General features: G+C 67.4%; 18 protein-coding genes. 5 read left to right on the top strand and 13 right to left on the bottom strand.

Translation table 11 applies throughout. The annotated features are described in order from the left end of the window. The first annotated feature begins 44 nt into the window (after nt 1-44). A complete protein-coding gene (locus CCOS191_RS14995) occupies nt 45-311 on the top strand; it encodes a Pathogenicity locus (RefSeq protein ID WP_046855896.1) in 267 nt (88 codons plus the stop codon). Between the two features lie 80 nt (nt 312-391). On the opposite strand, the gene CCOS191_RS14990 is transcribed toward CCOS191_RS14995, so the two are convergent. The 5 genes from CCOS191_RS14990 to CCOS191_RS14970 all read right to left on the bottom strand — a co-directional run bounded on the left by CCOS191_RS14990 (nt 392) and on the right by CCOS191_RS14970 (nt 7,534). Further along, nucleotides 392-1,807 (bottom strand): efflux transporter outer membrane subunit, encoded by a 1,416-nt coding sequence (locus tag CCOS191_RS14990; RefSeq protein ID WP_046855895.1) that lies wholly within the window; start codon nt 1,805-1,807, stop codon nt 392-394. Then, complete coding sequence (locus CCOS191_RS14985; protein WP_038705948.1) at nt 1,804-4,983, bottom strand: efflux RND transporter permease subunit; 3,180 nt, start codon at nt 4,981-4,983, stop codon at nt 1,804-1,806. Before CCOS191_RS14985 ends, CCOS191_RS14990 begins: the two co-directional genes overlap by 4 nt. Nucleotides 4,984-4,995: 12 nt before the next feature. Continuing rightward, on the bottom strand, nt 4,996-6,237 hold the full coding sequence (gene mexE, locus CCOS191_RS14980) for a multidrug efflux RND transporter periplasmic adaptor subunit MexE (RefSeq protein WP_038705949.1): 1,242 nt from the start codon (nt 6,235-6,237) through the stop codon (nt 4,996-4,998). Nucleotides 6,238-6,390: 153 nt separating this feature from the next. After that, nucleotides 6,391-6,984: an eCIS core domain-containing protein gene (locus tag CCOS191_RS14975; RefSeq protein ID WP_046855894.1), complete on the bottom strand. Its 594-nt coding sequence runs from the start codon at nt 6,982-6,984 to the stop codon at nt 6,391-6,393. After that, nucleotides 6,971-7,534: a TetR/AcrR family transcriptional regulator gene (locus CCOS191_RS14970; RefSeq protein WP_046855893.1), complete on the bottom strand. Its 564-nt coding sequence runs from the start codon at nt 7,532-7,534 to the stop codon at nt 6,971-6,973. The genes CCOS191_RS14975 and CCOS191_RS14970 overlap by 14 nt, the downstream gene beginning before the upstream one ends. An 89-nt stretch (nt 7,535-7,623) precedes the next feature. Between CCOS191_RS14970 and CCOS191_RS14965 the strand changes: the two genes are divergently transcribed. Together CCOS191_RS14965 and CCOS191_RS14960 are read left to right on the top strand one after the other, a co-directional pair. After that, nucleotides 7,624-8,355: an SDR family oxidoreductase gene (locus tag CCOS191_RS14965; RefSeq protein WP_046855892.1), complete on the top strand. Its 732-nt coding sequence runs from the start codon at nt 7,624-7,626 to the stop codon at nt 8,353-8,355. Nucleotides 8,356-8,382: 27 nt separating this feature from the next. Continuing rightward, nucleotides 8,383-8,982 (top strand): 2-hydroxychromene-2-carboxylate isomerase, encoded by a 600-nt coding sequence (locus CCOS191_RS14960; RefSeq protein WP_046855891.1) that lies wholly within the window; start codon nt 8,383-8,385, stop codon nt 8,980-8,982. Here the strand turns inward: CCOS191_RS14960 and CCOS191_RS14955 are convergent. The 5 genes from CCOS191_RS14955 to CCOS191_RS14935 form a co-directional block, all read right to left on the bottom strand. Then, nucleotides 8,969-9,268, bottom strand: coding sequence for a DUF7693 family protein (locus tag CCOS191_RS14955; RefSeq protein ID WP_046855890.1), 300 nt, complete (start codon nt 9,266-9,268; stop codon nt 8,969-8,971). The genes CCOS191_RS14960 and CCOS191_RS14955 overlap by 14 nt on opposite strands. A 6-nt stretch (nt 9,269-9,274) precedes the next feature. Further along, a complete protein-coding gene (locus CCOS191_RS14950) occupies nt 9,275-9,820 on the bottom strand; it encodes a cupin domain-containing protein (protein ID WP_023631327.1) in 546 nt (181 codons plus the stop codon). Between the two features lie 79 nt (nt 9,821-9,899). Next, complete coding sequence (locus CCOS191_RS14945; RefSeq protein WP_038705951.1) at nt 9,900-11,117, bottom strand: MFS transporter; 1,218 nt, start codon at nt 11,115-11,117, stop codon at nt 9,900-9,902. A gap of 79 nt (nt 11,118-11,196) precedes the next feature. Beyond that, nucleotides 11,197-11,730: a cytochrome b gene (locus CCOS191_RS14940; RefSeq protein WP_046855889.1), complete on the bottom strand. Its 534-nt coding sequence runs from the start codon at nt 11,728-11,730 to the stop codon at nt 11,197-11,199. Beyond that, entirely contained in the window at nt 11,727-12,773 is a 1,047-nt protein-coding gene (locus CCOS191_RS14935; protein ID WP_046855888.1) for a catalase family peroxidase, read from the bottom strand. The genes CCOS191_RS14940 and CCOS191_RS14935 overlap by 4 nt, the downstream gene beginning before the upstream one ends. 133 nt (nt 12,774-12,906) lie before the next feature. Between CCOS191_RS14935 and CCOS191_RS14930 the strand changes: the two genes are divergently transcribed. Further along, complete coding sequence (locus CCOS191_RS14930; protein WP_046855887.1) at nt 12,907-13,425, top strand: sigma-70 family RNA polymerase sigma factor; 519 nt, start codon at nt 12,907-12,909, stop codon at nt 13,423-13,425. After that, on the top strand, nt 13,422-14,174 hold the full coding sequence (locus CCOS191_RS14925; protein WP_046855886.1) for an anti-sigma factor family protein: 753 nt from the start codon (nt 13,422-13,424) through the stop codon (nt 14,172-14,174). The genes CCOS191_RS14930 and CCOS191_RS14925 overlap by 4 nt, the downstream gene beginning before the upstream one ends. 36 nt (nt 14,175-14,210) lie before the next feature. Here the strand turns inward: CCOS191_RS14925 and CCOS191_RS14920 are convergent, their stop codons facing one another. From CCOS191_RS14920 to CCOS191_RS14910, 3 genes are read right to left on the bottom strand one after another with little or no spacing between them, the layout of a single operon-like run. Continuing rightward, nucleotides 14,211-14,798, bottom strand: a complete 588-nt coding sequence (locus CCOS191_RS14920) for a TetR/AcrR family transcriptional regulator (RefSeq protein WP_046855885.1) — start codon at nt 14,796-14,798, stop codon at nt 14,211-14,213. 12 nt (nt 14,799-14,810) lie between these two features. Next, the gene (locus CCOS191_RS14915; RefSeq protein WP_046855884.1) at nt 14,811-15,659 is read right to left on the bottom strand and encodes a 3-hydroxybutyryl-CoA dehydrogenase; all 849 of its coding nucleotides are present in this window, start codon (nt 15,657-15,659) and stop codon (nt 14,811-14,813) included. Between the two features lie 14 nt (nt 15,660-15,673). Beyond that, nucleotides 15,674-16,858: an acetyl-CoA C-acyltransferase family protein gene (locus tag CCOS191_RS14910; protein ID WP_046855883.1), complete on the bottom strand. Its 1,185-nt coding sequence runs from the start codon at nt 16,856-16,858 to the stop codon at nt 15,674-15,676. Nucleotides 16,859-16,954 lie beyond the last annotated feature (96 nt).

Raw genomic sequence — 16,954 nt, 5'->3', positions numbered from 1 at the left:
CATTCGCCGCATTTGCAAAGCCACGACGTTACAGGGAGGTGAAGATGGCGTTCAGTGCGGATGAGCGGGCGGTGCTGCTGGCGGTCAAGGGCGTGGGCCCGACCGTGGTGCAGCGCCTTGAACAACTGGGGTATGGCTCGTTGGCACGGCTGGCCGAAGCCGATGCCTTGCAGATCGTCACCGAGGCTGCCGGGTTGGTGGGCAGCAGTTGCTGGAAGAACAGCCCCCAGGCACGAGGGGCGATACAGGCGGCGATTGCCCGGGCCAGGGAGCATGTCCCACAGGGCGCGTGCCCCGCCAGCGGCGCATAAAAAAGCCCCGAAGACCAAGGCCTTCGGGGCAAACGGTTGGGGGAGGAACCAACCAAAGGAGTCTTCACATCAGGGGGCGGTCAGCGCGAGCTGGCCACCACTTCGGGTTGCCAGCCGCCGCCAAGCGCCTTGTAGATCGCGACGATGCCGCTGTACAGCTCGACCTCGCCCTGGGCCTGGGCGTCTTCGGCGCTCAGGCGCTCGCGCTCGGCGTCGAGCAGCACCAGGTAGTCCACCGTGCCTTCGCGGTAGCGCACCGAGGCCAGGTCCGCCGCCTTGCGGCTGGCGTCGCTCTGGCGCATCAGCGCCAGCAGGCGCTGCTGGCGCTTGCCGTAGTCGCTGAAGGCGTTGGAGGACTCTTCCAGGGCCAGCAGCACTTGCTGTTCGTAGTTGGCCAGCGCCCCTTCGGCATCGGCCTTTGCGCCGCGCAGGCGGGCGCGCACGCTGCCCAGGTCGAACGCTGCCCAGGTGATGCTCGGGCCCAGCGCCCAGGCGTTGGCCGCCGAGGAACCGATCTGCGAACCGCGGGCGGCGGTGAAGCCGAGGAAACCACTGAGGCTGACCCGCGGGAACAGGTCGGCGGTGGCCACGCCGACGTTGGCCGTGGCCGCAGCCAGCTGGCGCTCGGCGCTGCGGATGTCCGGGCGGCGGCGCAGCAGCTCGCCGGGGTCGCCCACCGGCAAGGCCTTGGCGATGGCCGGCAGGGCCTTGGGCGACAGGTCCATGGTCATGGCGTCCGGGCGCTGGCCGAGCAGGGTGGCGATGCGGTTCTTCGCCCGTACCTGTTCGGCCTGCAATTGCGGCACGGTGGCTTCGACACCCGCCAGGCGGGCGTCGGCGCGGACCACGTCGAGCTCGTTGCCGACCCCGGTGTCGCGCAGGGTCACGGTGATGTCCCGCGACTGCTGTTGGGTCTTCAGGTTGGCCACGGCGATCTGCTCGCGCAGTTGCGCGCCGCGCAATTGACCGTAGGCGTCGACCAGCTCGGCGATCAGGCTGACCTGCAGTTGCTGCAGGTCGGCCTCTGCCGCCGCTTCCTGGGCTTCGCTGGCCTCGATCTGGCGCTGGATGCGGCCGAACAGGTCAAGCTCCCAGGCCATGTCCAGGCCCAGGTCATAGCGTTCGCTATTGACCCGGCGCTCGGTCTGGCCAGGGACCTGGCCCTTGCCCAGGTCGCTGCTGGCGCGGCTGGTGACCACGGGGATCTGGTCGTTGGACACGTCCTCGCGAATCGACCGCGCCGCTTTCAGGCGGGCGAAGGCCACGCGCAGGTCGCGGTTGCCGTCCAGCGATGCCTGCACCAGCTGGTTCAGCACCGGGTCGTCGAACTGTTTCCACCACACGCTCTCGAAGCGGCTGCGGTCATAGGCTTTGGCTTCAAGGCCGGCGTCCAGCTTGGCCGGTTCGGTCAGCGGGGCCTGGTAGTCCGGGCCCACCGCGCAGGCCGCCAGGGCCAGTGCCAGCAGGCTCGGGGTCAGGGGTTTGAGCAACTTCATGCATGGTTCTCCAGTGCCACGGCGTGCTCGGCCTTGCGGGCCTGGCGACGCTCGACGAAACGGCGGATCAGGAAGAAGAACACCGGGGTCAGGAACAGGCCGAACACGGTCACCCCGATCATCCCCGAGAACACCGCCACACCCATGGCGTGACGCATCTCGGCACCGGCGCCGGAGGAGAACACCAGCGGCACCACACCCATGATGAAGGCGATCGAGGTCATCAGGATCGGCCGCAGACGCAGACGGCAGGCTTCCAGTACCGCAGCCAGCGGGTCGAGGCCCTTGGCCTGTTCATCCTTGGCGAACTCGACGATCAGGATCGCGTTCTTGCACGCCAGGCCCACCAGTACGATCAGGCCGATCTGGGTGAAGATGTTGTTGTCGCCACCGGAGATGATCACCCCGGTGATGGCCGACAGCAGGGTCATCGGCACGATCAGGATCACCGCCAGCGGCAGGCTCCAGCTTTCGTACTGGGCGGCCAGCACCAGGAAGGCCAGCAGCACGCACAGCGGGAACACGAACAGCGCGGTATTGCCCGAGAGGATCTGCTGGTAGGTCAGGTCGGTCCACTCGAAGGTCATGCCGTTGGGCAGTTCCTCCTTGAGCAGCTTCTCGATCGCAGCCTCGGCCTGGCCGGAGCTGTAGCCGGGGGCTGCGGCACCGTTGATCTCGGCGGTGATGAAGCCGTTGTAGTGCATCACGCGGTCAGGCCCCGAGGTGTCGCTGACCTTGAGGAAGGTCGCCAGCGGGATCATCTCGCCCAGGTTGTTGCGCACCTTCAGCTGACCGATCTGTTCGGCGTCGAGGCGGAACTGCTGCTCGGCCTGGACGTTGACTTGGTAGGTACGGCCAAAGCGGTTGAAGTCGTTGGTGTACAGCGAGCCCAGGTAGACCTGCAGGGTGTCGAAGATGTCGTTGATCGCCACGCCATGGGTCTTGGCCTTTTCCCGGTCGATGGCGGCATCGACCTGCGGCACGTTGACCTGGTAGCTGGTGAACAGGCCCGCCAGTTCCGGCACGTTGTGGCTCTTGGCGATGATGTTCTGGGTTTCCTTGTACAGCGCTTCATAGCCCAGGTTGCCGCGGTCCTCGATCTGCAGGCGGAAGCCGCCGATGGTGCCCAGGCCTTGTACCGGCGGAGGCGGGAAGATCGCGATGTAGGCGTCCTGGATATCTGCGAACTGGGCGTTCAGCGCGGCGGCGATGGCTGCCGCCGACTGGCTCGGGTCCTTGCGCTCGTCGAACGGCTTGAGCGGGGTGAACACGATGCCGCTGTTCGGGCTGTTGGTGAAACCGTTGATCGACAGTCCCGGGAAGGCCACCGAGTCGGCCACGCCTGGCTGCTTGAGGGCGATCTCGCTCATCTTCTTGATCACCGCCTCGGTGCGGTCGAGGCTGGCGGCGTCAGGCAACTGGGCGAAGGCCACCAGGTACTGCTTGTCCTGGGACGGCACGAAGCCGGTCGGGGTGGACGAGAAGCCCAGGTAGGTCAGGCCCATCAGGCCGGCATACACGAACAGGGCGATACCGCTGGAACGGATGACCCGGCGCACGCCACCGACGTAGCCATGGCTGGCGCGGTCGAAGAAGCGGTTGAACGGGGCGAACAGCCAGCTGCCCAGCAGTTTTTCCAGGAACCGCGAGAAGCGGTCCTTGGGCGCGTGGTGGTCCTTGAGCAGCACGGCGGCCAGGGCCGGCGACAGGGTCAGCGAGTTGAACGCCGAGATCACGGTGGAGATGGCGATGGTCAGGGCGAACTGTTTGTAGAACTGACCGGTAAGGCCCGAGATGAACGCCGCCGGCACGAACACGGCGCACAGCACCAGTGCCGTGGCGATGATCGGCCCGGTTACTTCGCTCATGGCCTTCTGCGTGGCCTCGAGCGGTTTCAGGCCCAGCCCGATGTTGCGTTCGACGTTCTCCACCACGACGATGGCGTCGTCCACCACGATACCGATGGCCAGCACCAGGCCGAACAGCGATAGCGCGTTGAGCGAGAAACCGAACAGGTGCATCACCGCGAAGGTACCGATCAGCGACACCGGCACGGCCAGCAGCGGGATGATCGAGGCGCGCCAGGTCTGCAGGAACAGGATGACGACCAGCACCACCAGGACCAGCGCTTCGAACAGGGTGTGCACCACCGCCTCGATGGAGCCGCGGACGAACACCGTCGGGTCATAGACGATGCTGTAGTCCATGCCTTCGGGGAAGTCCTTCTTCAGCTCGGCCATCTTCGCCCGTACTTCGTCGGAGATCTCGATGGCGTTGGAGCCCGGGCGCTGGAAGATCGGGATGGCCACGGCCGGCTGGTTGTTCAGCAGCGAGCGCAAGGCGTACTGGCTGGAGCCGAGTTCGACCCGGGCGATGTCCTTCAGGCGGGTGATCTCGCCGTTGGCGCCGGCACGGATGATGATGTTCTCGAACTCTTCCTCGTTGACCAGGCGGCCCTGGGTGTTGATCGACAGCTGGAAGCTAGTCGAACCGGGGGCGGGCGGGGCGCCGAGCTGGCCGGCGGCGACCTGGCGGTTCTGCTCGCGAATGGCGGCCACCACGTCGCTGGCGGTCAGGTTGCGCGAGGCGGTCTTGTTCGGATCGAGCCACACGCGCAGCGAGTAGTCGCCCATGCCGAACAGCTGCACGTCACCCACGCCGCCCAGGCGCGCCAGCTCATCCTTGATGTTGAGGATGGCGTAGTTGGACAGGTAGAGCATGTCGTAGCGGTTGTCCGGCGAGGTCAGGTGCACGACCATGGTCAGGTCGGGCGAGGCCTTGTCGACGGTGATACCGATACGGGTCACTTCTTCCGGCAGCTTGGGCTGGGTGCGGGTCACGCGGTTCTGCACCTGCACCTGGGCGTTGTCCAGGTCGGTGCCCAGGGCGAAGGTGATGGTCAGGGTCAGCTTGCCGTCGGCGGTGGATTGCGAGGACATGTACAGCATGTTCTCGACACCGGTGATGGCTTGCTCAAGCGGCGCGGCGACGGTCTCGCCGATCACCTTGGGGTTGGCGCCGGGGAAGTTGGCGCGCACCACCACTGTGGGCGGCACCACTTCGGGGTATTCGCTGATCGGCAGCTGGAACAGCGAGATCGAACCCGCGATCAGCAGCACCAGCGACAGTACCGCGGCGAAGATCGGCCGGGTAATGAAGAATTTCGAAAAGTTCATCGGTGTTGTCCCTTAACCGCGCGGCGCTTGGGCGCTGGCGACTTTGACATTGGCGCCGGCAACCTTCGGTGCCGGGTTGCTGGCTTCCAGGGCCTGACGCTGCTGGGCGAGGGCGGCGAGAGTCTGCTCGCTGGCCATCGGCGTTTCCTCCGGGGTGACCGGCGAGCCAGGGCGCACGCGCTGCAGGCCCTTGACCACGATGCGGTCGTCCTTGCCCAGGCCGCTGCGCACGATGCGTAGGCCTTCGAGCTTGGGCCCCAGTTCCACGGCGCGGTAGGCGGCCTTGTTGTCCTTGTCCATGACCAGCACGAACTTCTTGCCAAGGTCGGTGCCGACCGCTTCGTCGTTGATCAGCACGGCGTCGTACTGGGCGCTGCCGACCAGCTTCAGGCGCGCGTACAGGCCGGGGGTGAACTGGCCGTCGCGGTTGTCGAACACGGCGCGGCCACGGATGGTGCCGGTGCGCGGGTTGACCTGGTTGTCGACGAAGTTCATCTGGCCCAGGTGCGGGTTGCCGGTCTCGTTGGTCAGGCCCAGGTACACCGGGGTGCTCTGGCCGCGCTGGCCGTCGCGGGCCAGCTGGCTGTACTTGAGGTACACGCGCTCGTCGGCGTCGAAGTAGGCGTAGACCTTGTCGGTGGAGACCACGCTGGTCAGCGGGGTGACGTCGGCCGTGACGATGTTGCCGGCGGTGAACTGGGCGCGGCTGACCCGGCCGCTGATCGGCGCGGTGACGCGGGTGAAGCTCAGGTTCAGGCGGGCCAGGTCGAGCTGGGCCTGGATCGCGTCGACCCCGGCGCGGGCTTCGGCGGCGGCGCTGGTGCGCGACTCGGCCAGTTCCGCGGAGATGGCGTTGCTGTCACGCAGGCGCTCGCCACGGCGGGCTTCGTTGGCGCTGCGGATGGCGGTGGCCTTGGCTTGTTGCAGCTGGGCTTCGAGGCGGCGGACTTCGGCCTGGAACGGGCGCGGGTCGATCTGGAACAGCAGGTCGCCTTTCTTCACCTGGGCGCCTTCGGTGAAGGCCACCAGGTCGACCTGGCCGGACACCCGTGGGCGTACCTCGACGGTTTCCGGTGCTTCGAGGCGGCCGGTGAACTCGTCCCATTCGTTGATCGGCTGTTCGATCACCTTGGCTACGCTGACTTTGGGCGCGGCGGGAGCCTGCACGGCGTCGGGGGTGCGACCGCAAGCGCTGAGCACCACCACTGCCAGGGCAGCGAGGGGGAAGCGCAAGGGTTTGAGTGAGTGATCCATGGAGAACTCCGCCGAGATATTAGTAGTGGGCGGAGTTTGAGTGTCTTGCGCGTGACGCACGAATCAAATGGAGCGAAGGTTATTATCACGGGCAATGATATGTCGGGTGCCATCATCAATCATGACGCATGGGCACCCATCAGGATTGCGCAGTCAGCGCGGCCCGCCAGCGGCCTTTTCACGCAACGCCTTGGTCACCTTGGCCTCGATCTCGTAGGCGGGGCCCTCCAGCGCCTGGTAGTCACGGGTGTACTGCTGGGCGAAGCCCTCGACGCCCAGCTCCTGATACTGCTGCACGTGCTTGAGCTCATGGGCCCACAACGCCACGTTGTCCTCGGCATCGCCGGGGCGGCGGAAGATGACCGTGTCGATCAGGGTCACGGCGTTGACGTCCGGGTTCTGCAGTAGTGCGTTGGCGGCGCTGATCTGCTGTTCGTTGCCGACCCGGTAACGTGCCGCGTCGAGCACGGCGAAGTCGTACCAGGGTTCGAGCTGGGCACGGATATGCAGGGGAATCGGCTGCGTGCCATTGGCGGTGGCTTCGTCGCGGGCCTGGCGCAGGGCGAACACCAGGCTGCCGGTGGCCATGCGCTCGACATCCTGCAGCACTTGGCCTCCTTGGTTGGGGTCGATGGGCGCGCAGAAGCACACCACCAGGCAGACCTGGTACTGCCCGGTCGGGCAGCTGTCCTGGGCGAAGGCGGGCAGGGTCATCAGCAACCCCAGCAGCGTGCTAGCGAACCTCATCGAAGACCTGCTCGACCAGCTTGCGGCTGGCGTCCAGCACCTGTGTCTGCACCGGTTCACTGGCCAGCATGCGCCCCACCACCAGCGCGCCGACACACTGGCTGAGCAAGGCCCAGGCCAGGTCGGGGTCATCCAGGGTTTCGCTCCAGGCCTGGTGCAACTCCAGCAGCCAGTGTTCGGCCTGTTCGCGCACCGGCCGTTCGGCGCGGGCGATCTCCACCCCCAGTGGCGGCAGCGGGCATCCACCTTCGGCATTGTGCAGGTGCGCCAGGCTCAGGTACTGGTCGAGCAGGCGCTTGAGCCGCGCACGATCGGTGCCACGTTCGACCAGGCGCGCCAGCGGGCTGTTGGCCAGTTCGCGGCGGACGATCTCGCTGAACAGGTCATCCTTGGACGGGAAGTGGTTGTAGAAGGCGCCGCCGGTCAGGCCGATGGCCTTCATCAGCCCGGCCACGCCAGTGGCGGCGAAACCGCCGCGCTTGGCCAGGGCGCCGCTGCTGGACAGCAGTTTTTCGCGGGTCTGTTGCTTGTGATCGGTGGCATAGCGCATGCGCGCAACCTCGTGGTGTGGGCTTGACGATGAGCAGATCGTAGCATAGCGTTCGTTTACTAAACGATCATTCATCAATGGAGCGGTCCATGGCAGAACAACAAAAAGTCGTGCTGGTGATCGGGGCAGGTGATGCCACCGGCGGCGAGATTGCCAAGCGTTTCGCCCGCGAGGGCTACATCGCCTGCGTGACCCGGCGCGAGGCGCAGAAGCTGCAGCCGCTGCTCGCCGAGATTCGCGCCGAGGGCGGCCAGGCCCATGGCTTTGGCTCGGATGCGCGCAAGGAAGAGGAGGTCGCCGAGCTGGTGGAGACCATCGAGCGCGATATCGGCCCGATCGAGGCGTTCGTCTTCAACATCGGCGCCAATGTGCCGTGCAGCATCCTCGAGGAAACCCCGCGCAAGTACTTCAAGATCTGGGAAATGGCCTGCTTCGCCGGCTTTCTAACCGCCCAGGCGGTCGCCCGGCGCATGGTCACCCGAGAGCGAGGCACCATCCTCTTTACCGGTGCCACCGCTGGCACCCGCGGCGCGGCCGGTTTCGCCGCCTTCGCCGGCGCCAAGCATGGCCTGCGCGCCCTGGCCCAGAGCATGGCGCGGGAACTGGGGCCGCGAAACATCCATGTCGGCCATGTGGTGGTCGATGGTGCCATCGACACCGCCTTCATCCGCGACAGCTTCCCTGAACGCTACGCGCTCAAGGACCAGGACGGCATCCTCGATCCTGCGCATATCGCCGACAGTTACTGGTTCCTGCATGCGCAACCGCGTGATGCCTGGACCTTCGAGCTGGACCTGCGCCCGTGGATGGAGCGCTGGTAAATCCCACCCTCATACAAGGATTGAATCATGAGCAAGACCGTCGAGTTCTTCCTGGACCTGGGCAGCCCTGCCACCTACCTGGCGTCCACCCAGCTACCCGCCCTGTGCGCGCGTCATGGGGCGCGGTTGGTGTACAAGCCGATTCTATTGGGTGGGGTGTTCCAGGCCACCGGCAATGCCTCGCCGGTAATGGTGCCGGCCAAGGGGCGCTATATGCGCATCGACCTCAAGCGCTATGCCGATCGCTATGGCGTGCCGCTGACCCTGCCGCCGGGGTTCCCGGTCAACACCCTGAACCTGATGCGCGGGCTGATCGGCATCCAGTTGTTTGCCGAAGAGCGTTTCGAGGGGCTGTTGAAGGTGTTGTTCGAAGGGCTGTTCGTGCACGGGCGCAATCTGGCAGATCCCGCGGTACTGGATGAAACCCTGGCTGCTGGTGGCTTCGAGGCCGAGATGTTCCATGAGCTGGCCGCCCGGCCCGAGGTCAAGGACGCCTTGCGCAAAGCCACCGAGGAAGCGGTCGAGCGCGGCTTGTTCGGGGCGCCGACGTTCTTTGTCGACGGGCAGATGTTCTTCGGCCAGGACCGCCTGGATTTCGTCGAGCAGGCCTTGGTCAGGCAGGCATGACTGGAAGCAGTCGCTCTATCTGCCTGCGTTCCCAAAGGCTCAGGTGATCGACCGGATTGGTGCCGTAGCGGTGCCAATCGTCCAGTGAGCCCAGCCGTCCATCCGGGCACTGGCAGTGGCTGCAGTGGGCCAATCCTTCGCTGTCCAGCACCAAGGTCAGGCGCCAGCCTTCGACCAGCACCTCGACTTGCCCGCCGCCCAGGCGGGCGACCGTCACCAGCGGGCGGACGCCAAGGGCGGCGTCACGCAGGCACTGGTAGGCCTCGCGGCTGGCGACGCTGGGCATGGCAGGTCAGAAGTTCGCCGGGGTGTTGGCGCTGATGATCTCGGCCTCGTCGGGGCCGATGTTCTTGAAGCTGTGGGGCAGGGTGGTGGGGATGTAGTAGCCGTCGCCGGCATTGAGAATGCTCACCTGGCCATCGACCCACAGTTCCAGGGTGCCACGGGTGACCAGGCCGCATTCCTCGCCTTCGGCATGCACGATCGGCTCGCCGGAGTCGGCGCCCGGTGCGTATAGCTCACGCAGCATGCGCATCTGCCGACCTTCGACGCTGGCGCCGACCAGCAGCATGCGCAGGCCGTTGCGGCCCAGGTCGGGCTGTTCGCCGCCACGGAACACATAGCGTTCCTCGCGCACCGGCTCATCGAAACTGAAGAACTCGGCCAGGGACATGGGGATCCCTTCGAGCAGTTTCTTCAGGGAGCTGACCGAAGGGCTGACCCGGTTCTGCTCGATCTGCGAGATGGTCGAGTTGGTCAGGCCGCTGCGGCGGGCCAGCTCCCGTTGGGAGAGGTTGTTGCGTTCACGCACCAGTTTGAGTCGTGTCCCCGTGTCCATAGCCGCCTTGTTTGCAGAGGTGTCAAAAATAATGGGCGAGGCATTAAAACACACTCTGCACGCTTGCGCGCTGTGCGCATCAGTGGCGCTGGTCAGACGCTGCCGGCCACAGCCCGACCAGCAGCAGCAGGGCGCCCACGGCCAGGAACGGCAGGCGCGGATCGAGGGCATAGACCAGGGCGCCGGCCAGCGGTCCGATTACCGCGCCCATGCCTTGGGCGGCGCCGATCGAACCAGCCGTCGCGCCCTGTTCGCTGGCGTGCATGGCATTGGCCGCCAGGGCCGAGAAGGCCGGGAACACGAAGCCCATGCCGAACGCGGCGACGAAGAACGCACCCCAAAGCCACGGCGCGCTGGTGGCCAGGGCCGCGGCGGCGAAACCAAGCCCGGATACGCAGGCGCCGACCTTGATCATCTTCAGAGGTGGCCATTCCAACTGGCGCAGGAACACCTGGGCCAGCATCAGTGCCACGCCCACGCTGGTCAAGGCGATGCCCGCGGCCTGGGCGGCGGCGCCGGCTTCGAGCTGCAGGCGGTCGAGGGCGAAGAAACCGACGGCGATCTGCGACACGGTGATGCTCAACATGGCGCTGAAGGCCACCAGCAAAGGCCTGCGCAGGCGCGGGTCGGACAGTCGCACCGGGTTGGGCGCATGGGCCTGGGCCAACGGCTGCGGCTTGAGCTTGAACAGCAGCACGACGAACGCCGTGGCCGGCAGCAGCGACAGCACATAGAACGGCATGCTCAGGCTGTAGCGCGACAGCAGTGCGGCCAGGGCCGGGCCCAGCACCAGGCCGACCGCGTTGGCCGCACCCAGCGAGGCCATGGCCCGCGCCCGGCGTTGCGGCTCGACGTGATCGGCGATCAGCGCGTTGCCGCCCACCGGCAGCGCGGCATAGAAGGCGCCGATCATGCCCCGCGCCAGCATCAGGCCGAAGAAGGCCAGGGTCGCGCCCGGCAGCCAGCGCAACGCGCCGTCGATGAACAGGCACAGCACCCAATAGGCCAGGGTGAAGCCGCCGCTGCCCAGCAGCAGTACCCGGCGCCGGCCAAGCCGATCGGCCAGGCGCCCCCAGGGCCGGGCCAGCAGCACCCAGACCACGCCGGCCACGGTCACCGCCGCGCCGGCCTGCCAGGTGGCCATGCCCAGCAAGCGGGCGATCGGGCCGATCAGGGCGACGAAAGCCATCATCGACATGGTGCAGGCCATGTTGGCCAGCATCAGCGGGCGCAGGTCCAGGGTGCTGGGCGGGCTGCTCACCGGGGCAAGCGTGGCAGGGTCCTTTGCAACGTTCATAAGGCAGTCCAGGGCAGTTCGACGAAATGAGCGCCGATGTTAGTAATTATTATTTACATTTGTCGAGCCCTGGCGGTGCTCACTCACCGCGACGCAACGGGCCTGGCCACATGCTACGCAAGACGCCGTCGCGACGCACCAGGCCATGCACCAAGGCCGCGCCCAGGTGCGCGAGCACCGTGGCGAACAGCAGGTAGCCGGCCCAGCCATGGGCCTGACGCAGCACGGCGTAGAGCTGCAGGTCGTGGGGGGCGATGGCGGGCAGTTGCAGCGGGCGGGGGTAGCCGCCTGCCGAGAGCATTGCCCAGCCGAGCAGCGGCATGGCCAGCATCAGCCCATACAGCAGCAGGTGCGAGGCGCCGGCGGCCAGGCGCTGCAGGGGAGGCAGGTCGCGAGGCAGCGGCGGGTGCGCCAGGCTCAGGCGCAGGACGATGCGCAGGACCACCAGCACCAGCAGGGCCAGGCCGGTGGCCTTGTGCAGCTCGACCAGCCAAGGGTGGCGGGGCGACAGGTCGGCGACCATGCTCACGCCGATGAACAGCATGGCCAGGATCAGCACGGCCATCAGCCAGTGCAGCAGCCGGGCCAGGGGGTGAAAGGCAGTGGCGCTCATGGGCGGGCTCCTTCGGTCAGCGACTCGTGGCTGCGGCGGTTGAACGACACCGAATAGGCGGCCGAGCGGGCGGCGAGGATCGGGTCGGCGGAGGGTTCGATGCCGTGGGGCAGGATCAGCGGGTCGAAGTTCAGGTCGCGGCAGGCGCCTTGCTCGGGGCCGTCGACCTGCTCCAGGACCAGGGTGCCGGCATCGAGGCTGCGGCGTTCGGCGGGCCAGGGCCGGGCAGGGTCGTCCACCGGGTCGCCGGGCTCGGCCAGGGTCAGGCGCAGGGTCCAGCGCAGCGGGCCCTGGGCCAGGCGTTGCTGCAGGTCGTGCTGCAGGAACTGCTTGTCGTCGACCTGGGCAGGCAAGGCGGCGTAAGCAGCCTGCGGCTCCAGTGCCCAGCGCACCGGGTGCGCCTGGCCGTTGGCATCGATCAGGCGGAAGGCGTTGATGCTGTTGTAGGCGGTGCTGGCGAAACTGTCGCTGGGCTTGTAGCTGGCCGCCCATTGGCGAAACGCCGCGCTCTCCGGGTGGGCGGCGAAGAAGGCTTGCAGCCTGGCAGGGTCGGGTTTGCCGGTGGCTGGGTCGGGGGCGCCGGCCAGGACCTGTTCATAGAAGCCTTCGACCGTGCTTACGGCCAGCACCGGCGGGTTGTTCATGCCGGTGCGCCAGACCTGGCCGTCGTCGCTGGTCAACTGCACCGCCAGGCTGCGCACCGGTATGGCGGTGTCCGGCGCGAATGGATTGGCGCCGCCGATGGCGAAGCGGCCGATCACCGGCACTTTCTGCTGGCTGAACACCCGGGCGCTGGACAGCGAGGCGGCCTGGCCGCTGGCCTGGAAGTAACCGCTGACACACAGGCCCTTGGCATGGTTCTTCCGGTAGCCGGGGTGGTGGCCGGCCTGGGCTTCGAAGGTGTCGATGATGCGTTGCGGGGTCAGCCTTGGCGCGCCGATCCAGCCGGCGGCGTAGGCGAAGCCCGCGCCCAGGGCGGCCAGCGTGGCAGCGATGGCGGCCAGGCGCAGGGCCTTGGCGGGGCCGTGCAAGGGAGTAGTCATGGGAACGGTCCGGTCAGGTGGAATGAACCGGTACGACGCAGGGGCAAACGATTTATTCCCGGCGGGGGAATAGATTCCGTGCCCGCGCGTCTGCCTTGTACACTGACAGCCCGCAGGGCCCCGGAACCCGACCATGCATGACCTGGACGACCAACAATGGCGCGAGCTGCTGCAGCGCCTGCGCCGCTTCGCCCTGTGGCTGACCCGCGAGCCCGGTACCGCCGACGACCTGGTCCAGGCCACGGTCGAGCGCGCCCTGAGTCGTCGCGGCCAGCAGCGTGATGCCGACAGCCTGCGCCCTTGGCTGTTCACCATCCTTTACCGGCTGTTCCTCGACGGCAAGCGCCGCGAGCGCCTGCACGCGCGCTGGCTGGCCTGGTTCGGCCGGGGCCAGGCCGAGGAGCCAGCGGGTGGCGAGATCGAGAGCATCGTGCTGGCCCAGGCCGACCTGCAGGCCTTCGCCCGCTTGTCGCCCGAGCAGCGGGCATTGCTGTTGCTGGTCAGTGTCGAAGGCTTGAGCTACAAGGAGGCGGCCGAGACGCTTGGCATCCCCATCGGCACCGTGATGTCGCGCCTGTCGCGTGCCCGTGCCGCCCTGCGTGAACTGACCGAGGGCAGCCCTACGCCCCCGGCCCTGCGGAGACTCAAATGACACGCCTGATCCCCACCGAGCACGAGTTGCACGCCTATGTCGACGAGCGCCTGGAGCCGGCGCGCCGGGCCGAGGTGGAGGCCTGGCTGGCCGCCAATCCGCAGGAGGCCGTGCGCATCGAGGCCTGGCGTGCCGATGCCCGGCGCCTGCGGGCGGCCCTGGCCGGCTTTGGCGAGCGGCCGAGCGATCCGCACCTTGACCTGGCGCCGCTGCGTCGCCGCCTGCGCCAGCGCCGGCAGCGTCGCCTGGCAGCAGCGGCGGTGCTGATGCTGGCGGTAGGCCTGGGCGGGCTTGGCGGCTGGCAGGCGCGCCAGGTAACGCTGTTCGCCGGCATGCTGCCCATGGCCGACGCGGTGCAGGCCCACAGGCTGTTCGCCGAGGCCAGCACGCTGGACATCGAGGCTCGCGACCCGGCACGCCTGCAGGCCTGGCTGGGCACTCACTTCAACCGCGTCGGCCGCCTGCCGGACCTGGCGGGCTATGGCTTCCAGCCAGTGGGGGCGCGGCTGTTGAGCAACGAGGCGGGGCCAGCGGCGTTGCTGGTGTTCGAGGATCGCCAGGGGCAGCGCATCAGCCTGTTCCTGCGCTCACCGGGCGAGCATTTCGAGCGCATGCCTACCGGCCAGCGCACCGACGGCCAGCTGGAGGCTCGCTACTGGTCCCATGGCGATTACAACTTTGCCCTGGTCAGCGCGGCGGACGATACCCGTGGCGAGCAACTGCGCCGGGCGTTGGGGGTCAGTCTGTAGGCGGCTTGGGAAGCGGTCGCCCGGGTGATCACAACACTATCCAAGCGTCCTTTCCATGGCGCCCACCACCAGACCTTCCATCAACCCGACCCCCTCGGCTTCACCCAGGCCCTTGCCGCGCAACATTCCGGGCAACTGGTTAAGCAGCGTTGCCAGCACATGCCCGGTGGCTGCCAGGGTTTCCCCGGCCAACCGCGCCTGCGGCGCAATCAGGCGCAGCAGCCCGGTTTCGTAGCGTTCGCGCAAACCCGCAAGGCGTGCCTGCTGGTCCTCGCTCAGGCAGCAGAAATCCCGCTCGGCCAGGCGAAACTGCAACGGCCGCTCGCCATGTAACTGCCAGTGCGCGGCGATCAGGCAGGCCAGCGCCGGCTTGCCCTGGGCCCGCGCCCGGCGGCCTTGGTCGAGGGTGGCCTGCAGCTCCTCGTACAACTCCTCGATAAGGTCGTACAGAAGGTCCTGCTTGCTGGGGAAGTGGTGGTACAGCGAGCCTGCGGTCAAGCCCACGTGCGCCGCCAGCTCACGCATGCTGACCTGGCCGAAGCCTTTTTCGGCGAACAGGGCCATGGCCCGGTCGCGCCGCTCCTCGAAATTGGCGCAGCGCAGCGCCGCAGTGACCGGGGCCATGGCGCGGTTCCTCTAGTAGGTGAAGAAGCCGCGGCCGCTCTTGCGCCCCAGGTAGCCGGCGGCAACCATCTCCTTGAGCAGCGGCGCGGGGCGGTACTTGCTGTCGTTGAAGCCTTCGTGGAAGGCCTCCATGATCGCCAGCAGCGTGTCCAGGCCCACCAGGTCGGCCAGGGCCAGCGGGCCGATCGGCTGGTTGCAGCCCAGGCGCATGCCGGTGTCGATGTCTTCGGCGCTGGCCAGGCCTTCCTGGAACACGAAGATTGCTTCGTTGATCATCGGCACCAGGATGCGGTTGACCACGAAGCCCGGGCGGTTGCCGGCGGTGATCGGGGTCTTGCCGAGCCGCTCTGTCACCAGCAATGCCTGGGCATAGGTCGCGTCGCTGGTCTGCAGGCCACGGATGATCTCGACCAGCGCCATCATCGGTACCGGGTTGAAGAAGTGCACGCCGATGAAGCGCTGCGGCTGCTCGATGCTGGCCGCCAGCTGGGTTACCGACAGCGACGAGGTGTTGGTGGCAATCAGGCACTCGGCGCCGACGTTGGCCGCCACCTGCTGCAGGATGCGCTGCTTGAGGGCGAGGTTTTCGGTGGCCGCCTCGATCACCAGCTGCGCGCTGGCCAGTTGGGCGTAGTCGGTGCTGGTGCGGATGCGCGCCTTGGCCGCGCTGGCCTTGTCGGCGTCGATGGTGCCCTTGCCGACCTGGCGCTCGAGGTTCTTGCCCAGGGTCGCCACGCCACGCTCCAGCGCGGCGTCGGAAACGTCCACCAGCAGGACCTGGTAGCCGGCCAGCGCGCACACTTGGGCGATGCCGTTGCCCATGGTGCCTGCGCCGATCACGGCGATCTGTTCGATGTTCATGCTGCTGACTCCTGTCAAACGCGTTCGAAGACGATGGCGATGCCTTGACCGCCGCCGATGCACATGGTGGCCAGGGCGTAGCGGCCCTGGACGCGGTGCAGTTCATGGATGGCCTTGGTGGCGATGATCGCGCCGGTGGCGCCGACCGGGTGGCCGAGGGAAATGCCCGAGCCGTTGGGGTTGACCTTTTCCGGGTCGAAGCCCAGGGCGCGGGCCACGGCACAGGCCTGGGAGGCGAAGGCTTCGTTGGACTCGATCACGTCCAGGTCGCTGACCTTCAGCCCGGCCTTCTCCAGCACCTTCTGCGTCGCCGGGATCGGGCCCAGGCCCATCAGCGCCGGTTCCACGCCGGCGTGGGCGTAGGCGACGATCCGCGCCAGCGGCTTGAGGCCCTGGCGGCGCACGGCGTCGCCGGTGGCCAGGACCAGGCCGGCGGCGCCGTCGTTGATGCTGCTGGCGTTGCCGGCGGTGACCGTGCCGTCCTTCTTGAACACCGGCTTCATGCCGGCCAGCTGTTCGGCGCTGGCGTCGGTGCGCACGTTCTCGTCCACGGCGAATTGCACGCTGCCTTTGCGGGTCTTGATCTCGATCGGCACGATCTGGCCGTCGAAGCGACCTTCGGCGATGGCGCGGGCGGCGCGGTGCTGGCTGGTCAGGGCGACCTCATCCTGCATCTCGCGGCTGATGCCATGGGCCGCCGCGACGTTCTCGGCGGTGATGCCCATGTGGAAGTGCTCGAACGGGTCCTGAAGAATGCCGACCATGTAGTCGATGCCTTGCAGGTCGCCCATGCGTGCACCCCAGCGCGCCTGCGGCAGCAGGTAGGGGCCGCGGCTCATGGCTTCGGCGCCGGCGGCCAGGGCGATGTCGCTGTCACCCAGCAGCAGGCCCTGGGCAGCCGAGACGATGGCCTGCAGGCCCGAGCCACACAGGCGGTTGACGCTGAACGCCGGGGTTTCCTTGGGAATGCCGGCGTTCATTGCCGCAACCCGGCCCAGGTAGGCATCGCGTGGTTCGGTGGGGATCACGTTGCCCATCACCACGTGGCCGATTTGCTCGGCGGCCACGCCCGAACGCTCGATGGCGGCGCGGGTGACCTGGGTGGCGAGGTCGGCCAGCGGCAGGTCCTTGAGCGAACCGCCGAAGCTGCCGATGGCCGAACGTACCGCACTGACGACGAAGATTTCTGTGCTGCTCATGGGGGCTCCGTATTCGAAGGCGTGGCGGGGCGCGGGAGGCTCTGCGAGAATGGCGCCCACACCCTGCGGGGGTGGATCGAGTCTAGGCAAAGGCCT

This window comes from Pseudomonas sp. CCOS 191 (genome assembly GCF_001007005.1).
In the GTDB taxonomy this organism is placed as follows: domain Bacteria; phylum Pseudomonadota; class Gammaproteobacteria; order Pseudomonadales; family Pseudomonadaceae; genus Aquipseudomonas; species Aquipseudomonas soli.
This window is presented reverse-complemented; position numbering and strand designations above follow the sequence as displayed.

Coding starts and splice junctions, on each gene's coding strand:
- CCOS191_RS14995 (WP_046855896.1), top strand. CDS start 45: ATGGCGTTCAGTGCGGATGAGCGGGCGGTGCTGCTGGCGGTCAAGGGC.
- CCOS191_RS14990 (WP_046855895.1), bottom strand. CDS start 1,807: ATGAAGTTGCTCAAACCCCTGACCCCGAGCCTGCTGGCACTGGCCCTG.
- CCOS191_RS14985 (WP_038705948.1), bottom strand. CDS start 4,983: ATGAACTTTTCGAAATTCTTCATTACCCGGCCGATCTTCGCCGCGGTA.
- mexE (WP_038705949.1), bottom strand. CDS start 6,237: ATGGATCACTCACTCAAACCCTTGCGCTTCCCCCTCGCTGCCCTGGCA.
- CCOS191_RS14975 (WP_046855894.1), bottom strand. CDS start 6,984: ATGAGGTTCGCTAGCACGCTGCTGGGGTTGCTGATGACCCTGCCCGCC.
- CCOS191_RS14970 (WP_046855893.1), bottom strand. CDS start 7,534: ATGCGCTATGCCACCGATCACAAGCAACAGACCCGCGAAAAACTGCTG.
- CCOS191_RS14965 (WP_046855892.1), top strand. CDS start 7,624: ATGGCAGAACAACAAAAAGTCGTGCTGGTGATCGGGGCAGGTGATGCC.
- CCOS191_RS14960 (WP_046855891.1), top strand. CDS start 8,383: ATGAGCAAGACCGTCGAGTTCTTCCTGGACCTGGGCAGCCCTGCCACC.
- CCOS191_RS14955 (WP_046855890.1), bottom strand. CDS start 9,268: ATGCCCAGCGTCGCCAGCCGCGAGGCCTACCAGTGCCTGCGTGACGCC.
- CCOS191_RS14950 (WP_023631327.1), bottom strand. CDS start 9,820: ATGGACACGGGGACACGACTCAAACTGGTGCGTGAACGCAACAACCTC.
- CCOS191_RS14945 (WP_038705951.1), bottom strand. CDS start 11,117: ATGAACGTTGCAAAGGACCCTGCCACGCTTGCCCCGGTGAGCAGCCCG.
- CCOS191_RS14940 (WP_046855889.1), bottom strand. CDS start 11,730: ATGAGCGCCACTGCCTTTCACCCCCTGGCCCGGCTGCTGCACTGGCTG.
- CCOS191_RS14935 (WP_046855888.1), bottom strand. CDS start 12,773: ATGACTACTCCCTTGCACGGCCCCGCCAAGGCCCTGCGCCTGGCCGCC.
- CCOS191_RS14930 (WP_046855887.1), top strand. CDS start 12,907: ATGCATGACCTGGACGACCAACAATGGCGCGAGCTGCTGCAGCGCCTG.
- CCOS191_RS14925 (WP_046855886.1), top strand. CDS start 13,422: ATGACACGCCTGATCCCCACCGAGCACGAGTTGCACGCCTATGTCGAC.
- CCOS191_RS14920 (WP_046855885.1), bottom strand. CDS start 14,798: ATGGCCCCGGTCACTGCGGCGCTGCGCTGCGCCAATTTCGAGGAGCGG.
- CCOS191_RS14915 (WP_046855884.1), bottom strand. CDS start 15,659: ATGAACATCGAACAGATCGCCGTGATCGGCGCAGGCACCATGGGCAAC.
- CCOS191_RS14910 (WP_046855883.1), bottom strand. CDS start 16,858: ATGAGCAGCACAGAAATCTTCGTCGTCAGTGCGGTACGTTCGGCCATC.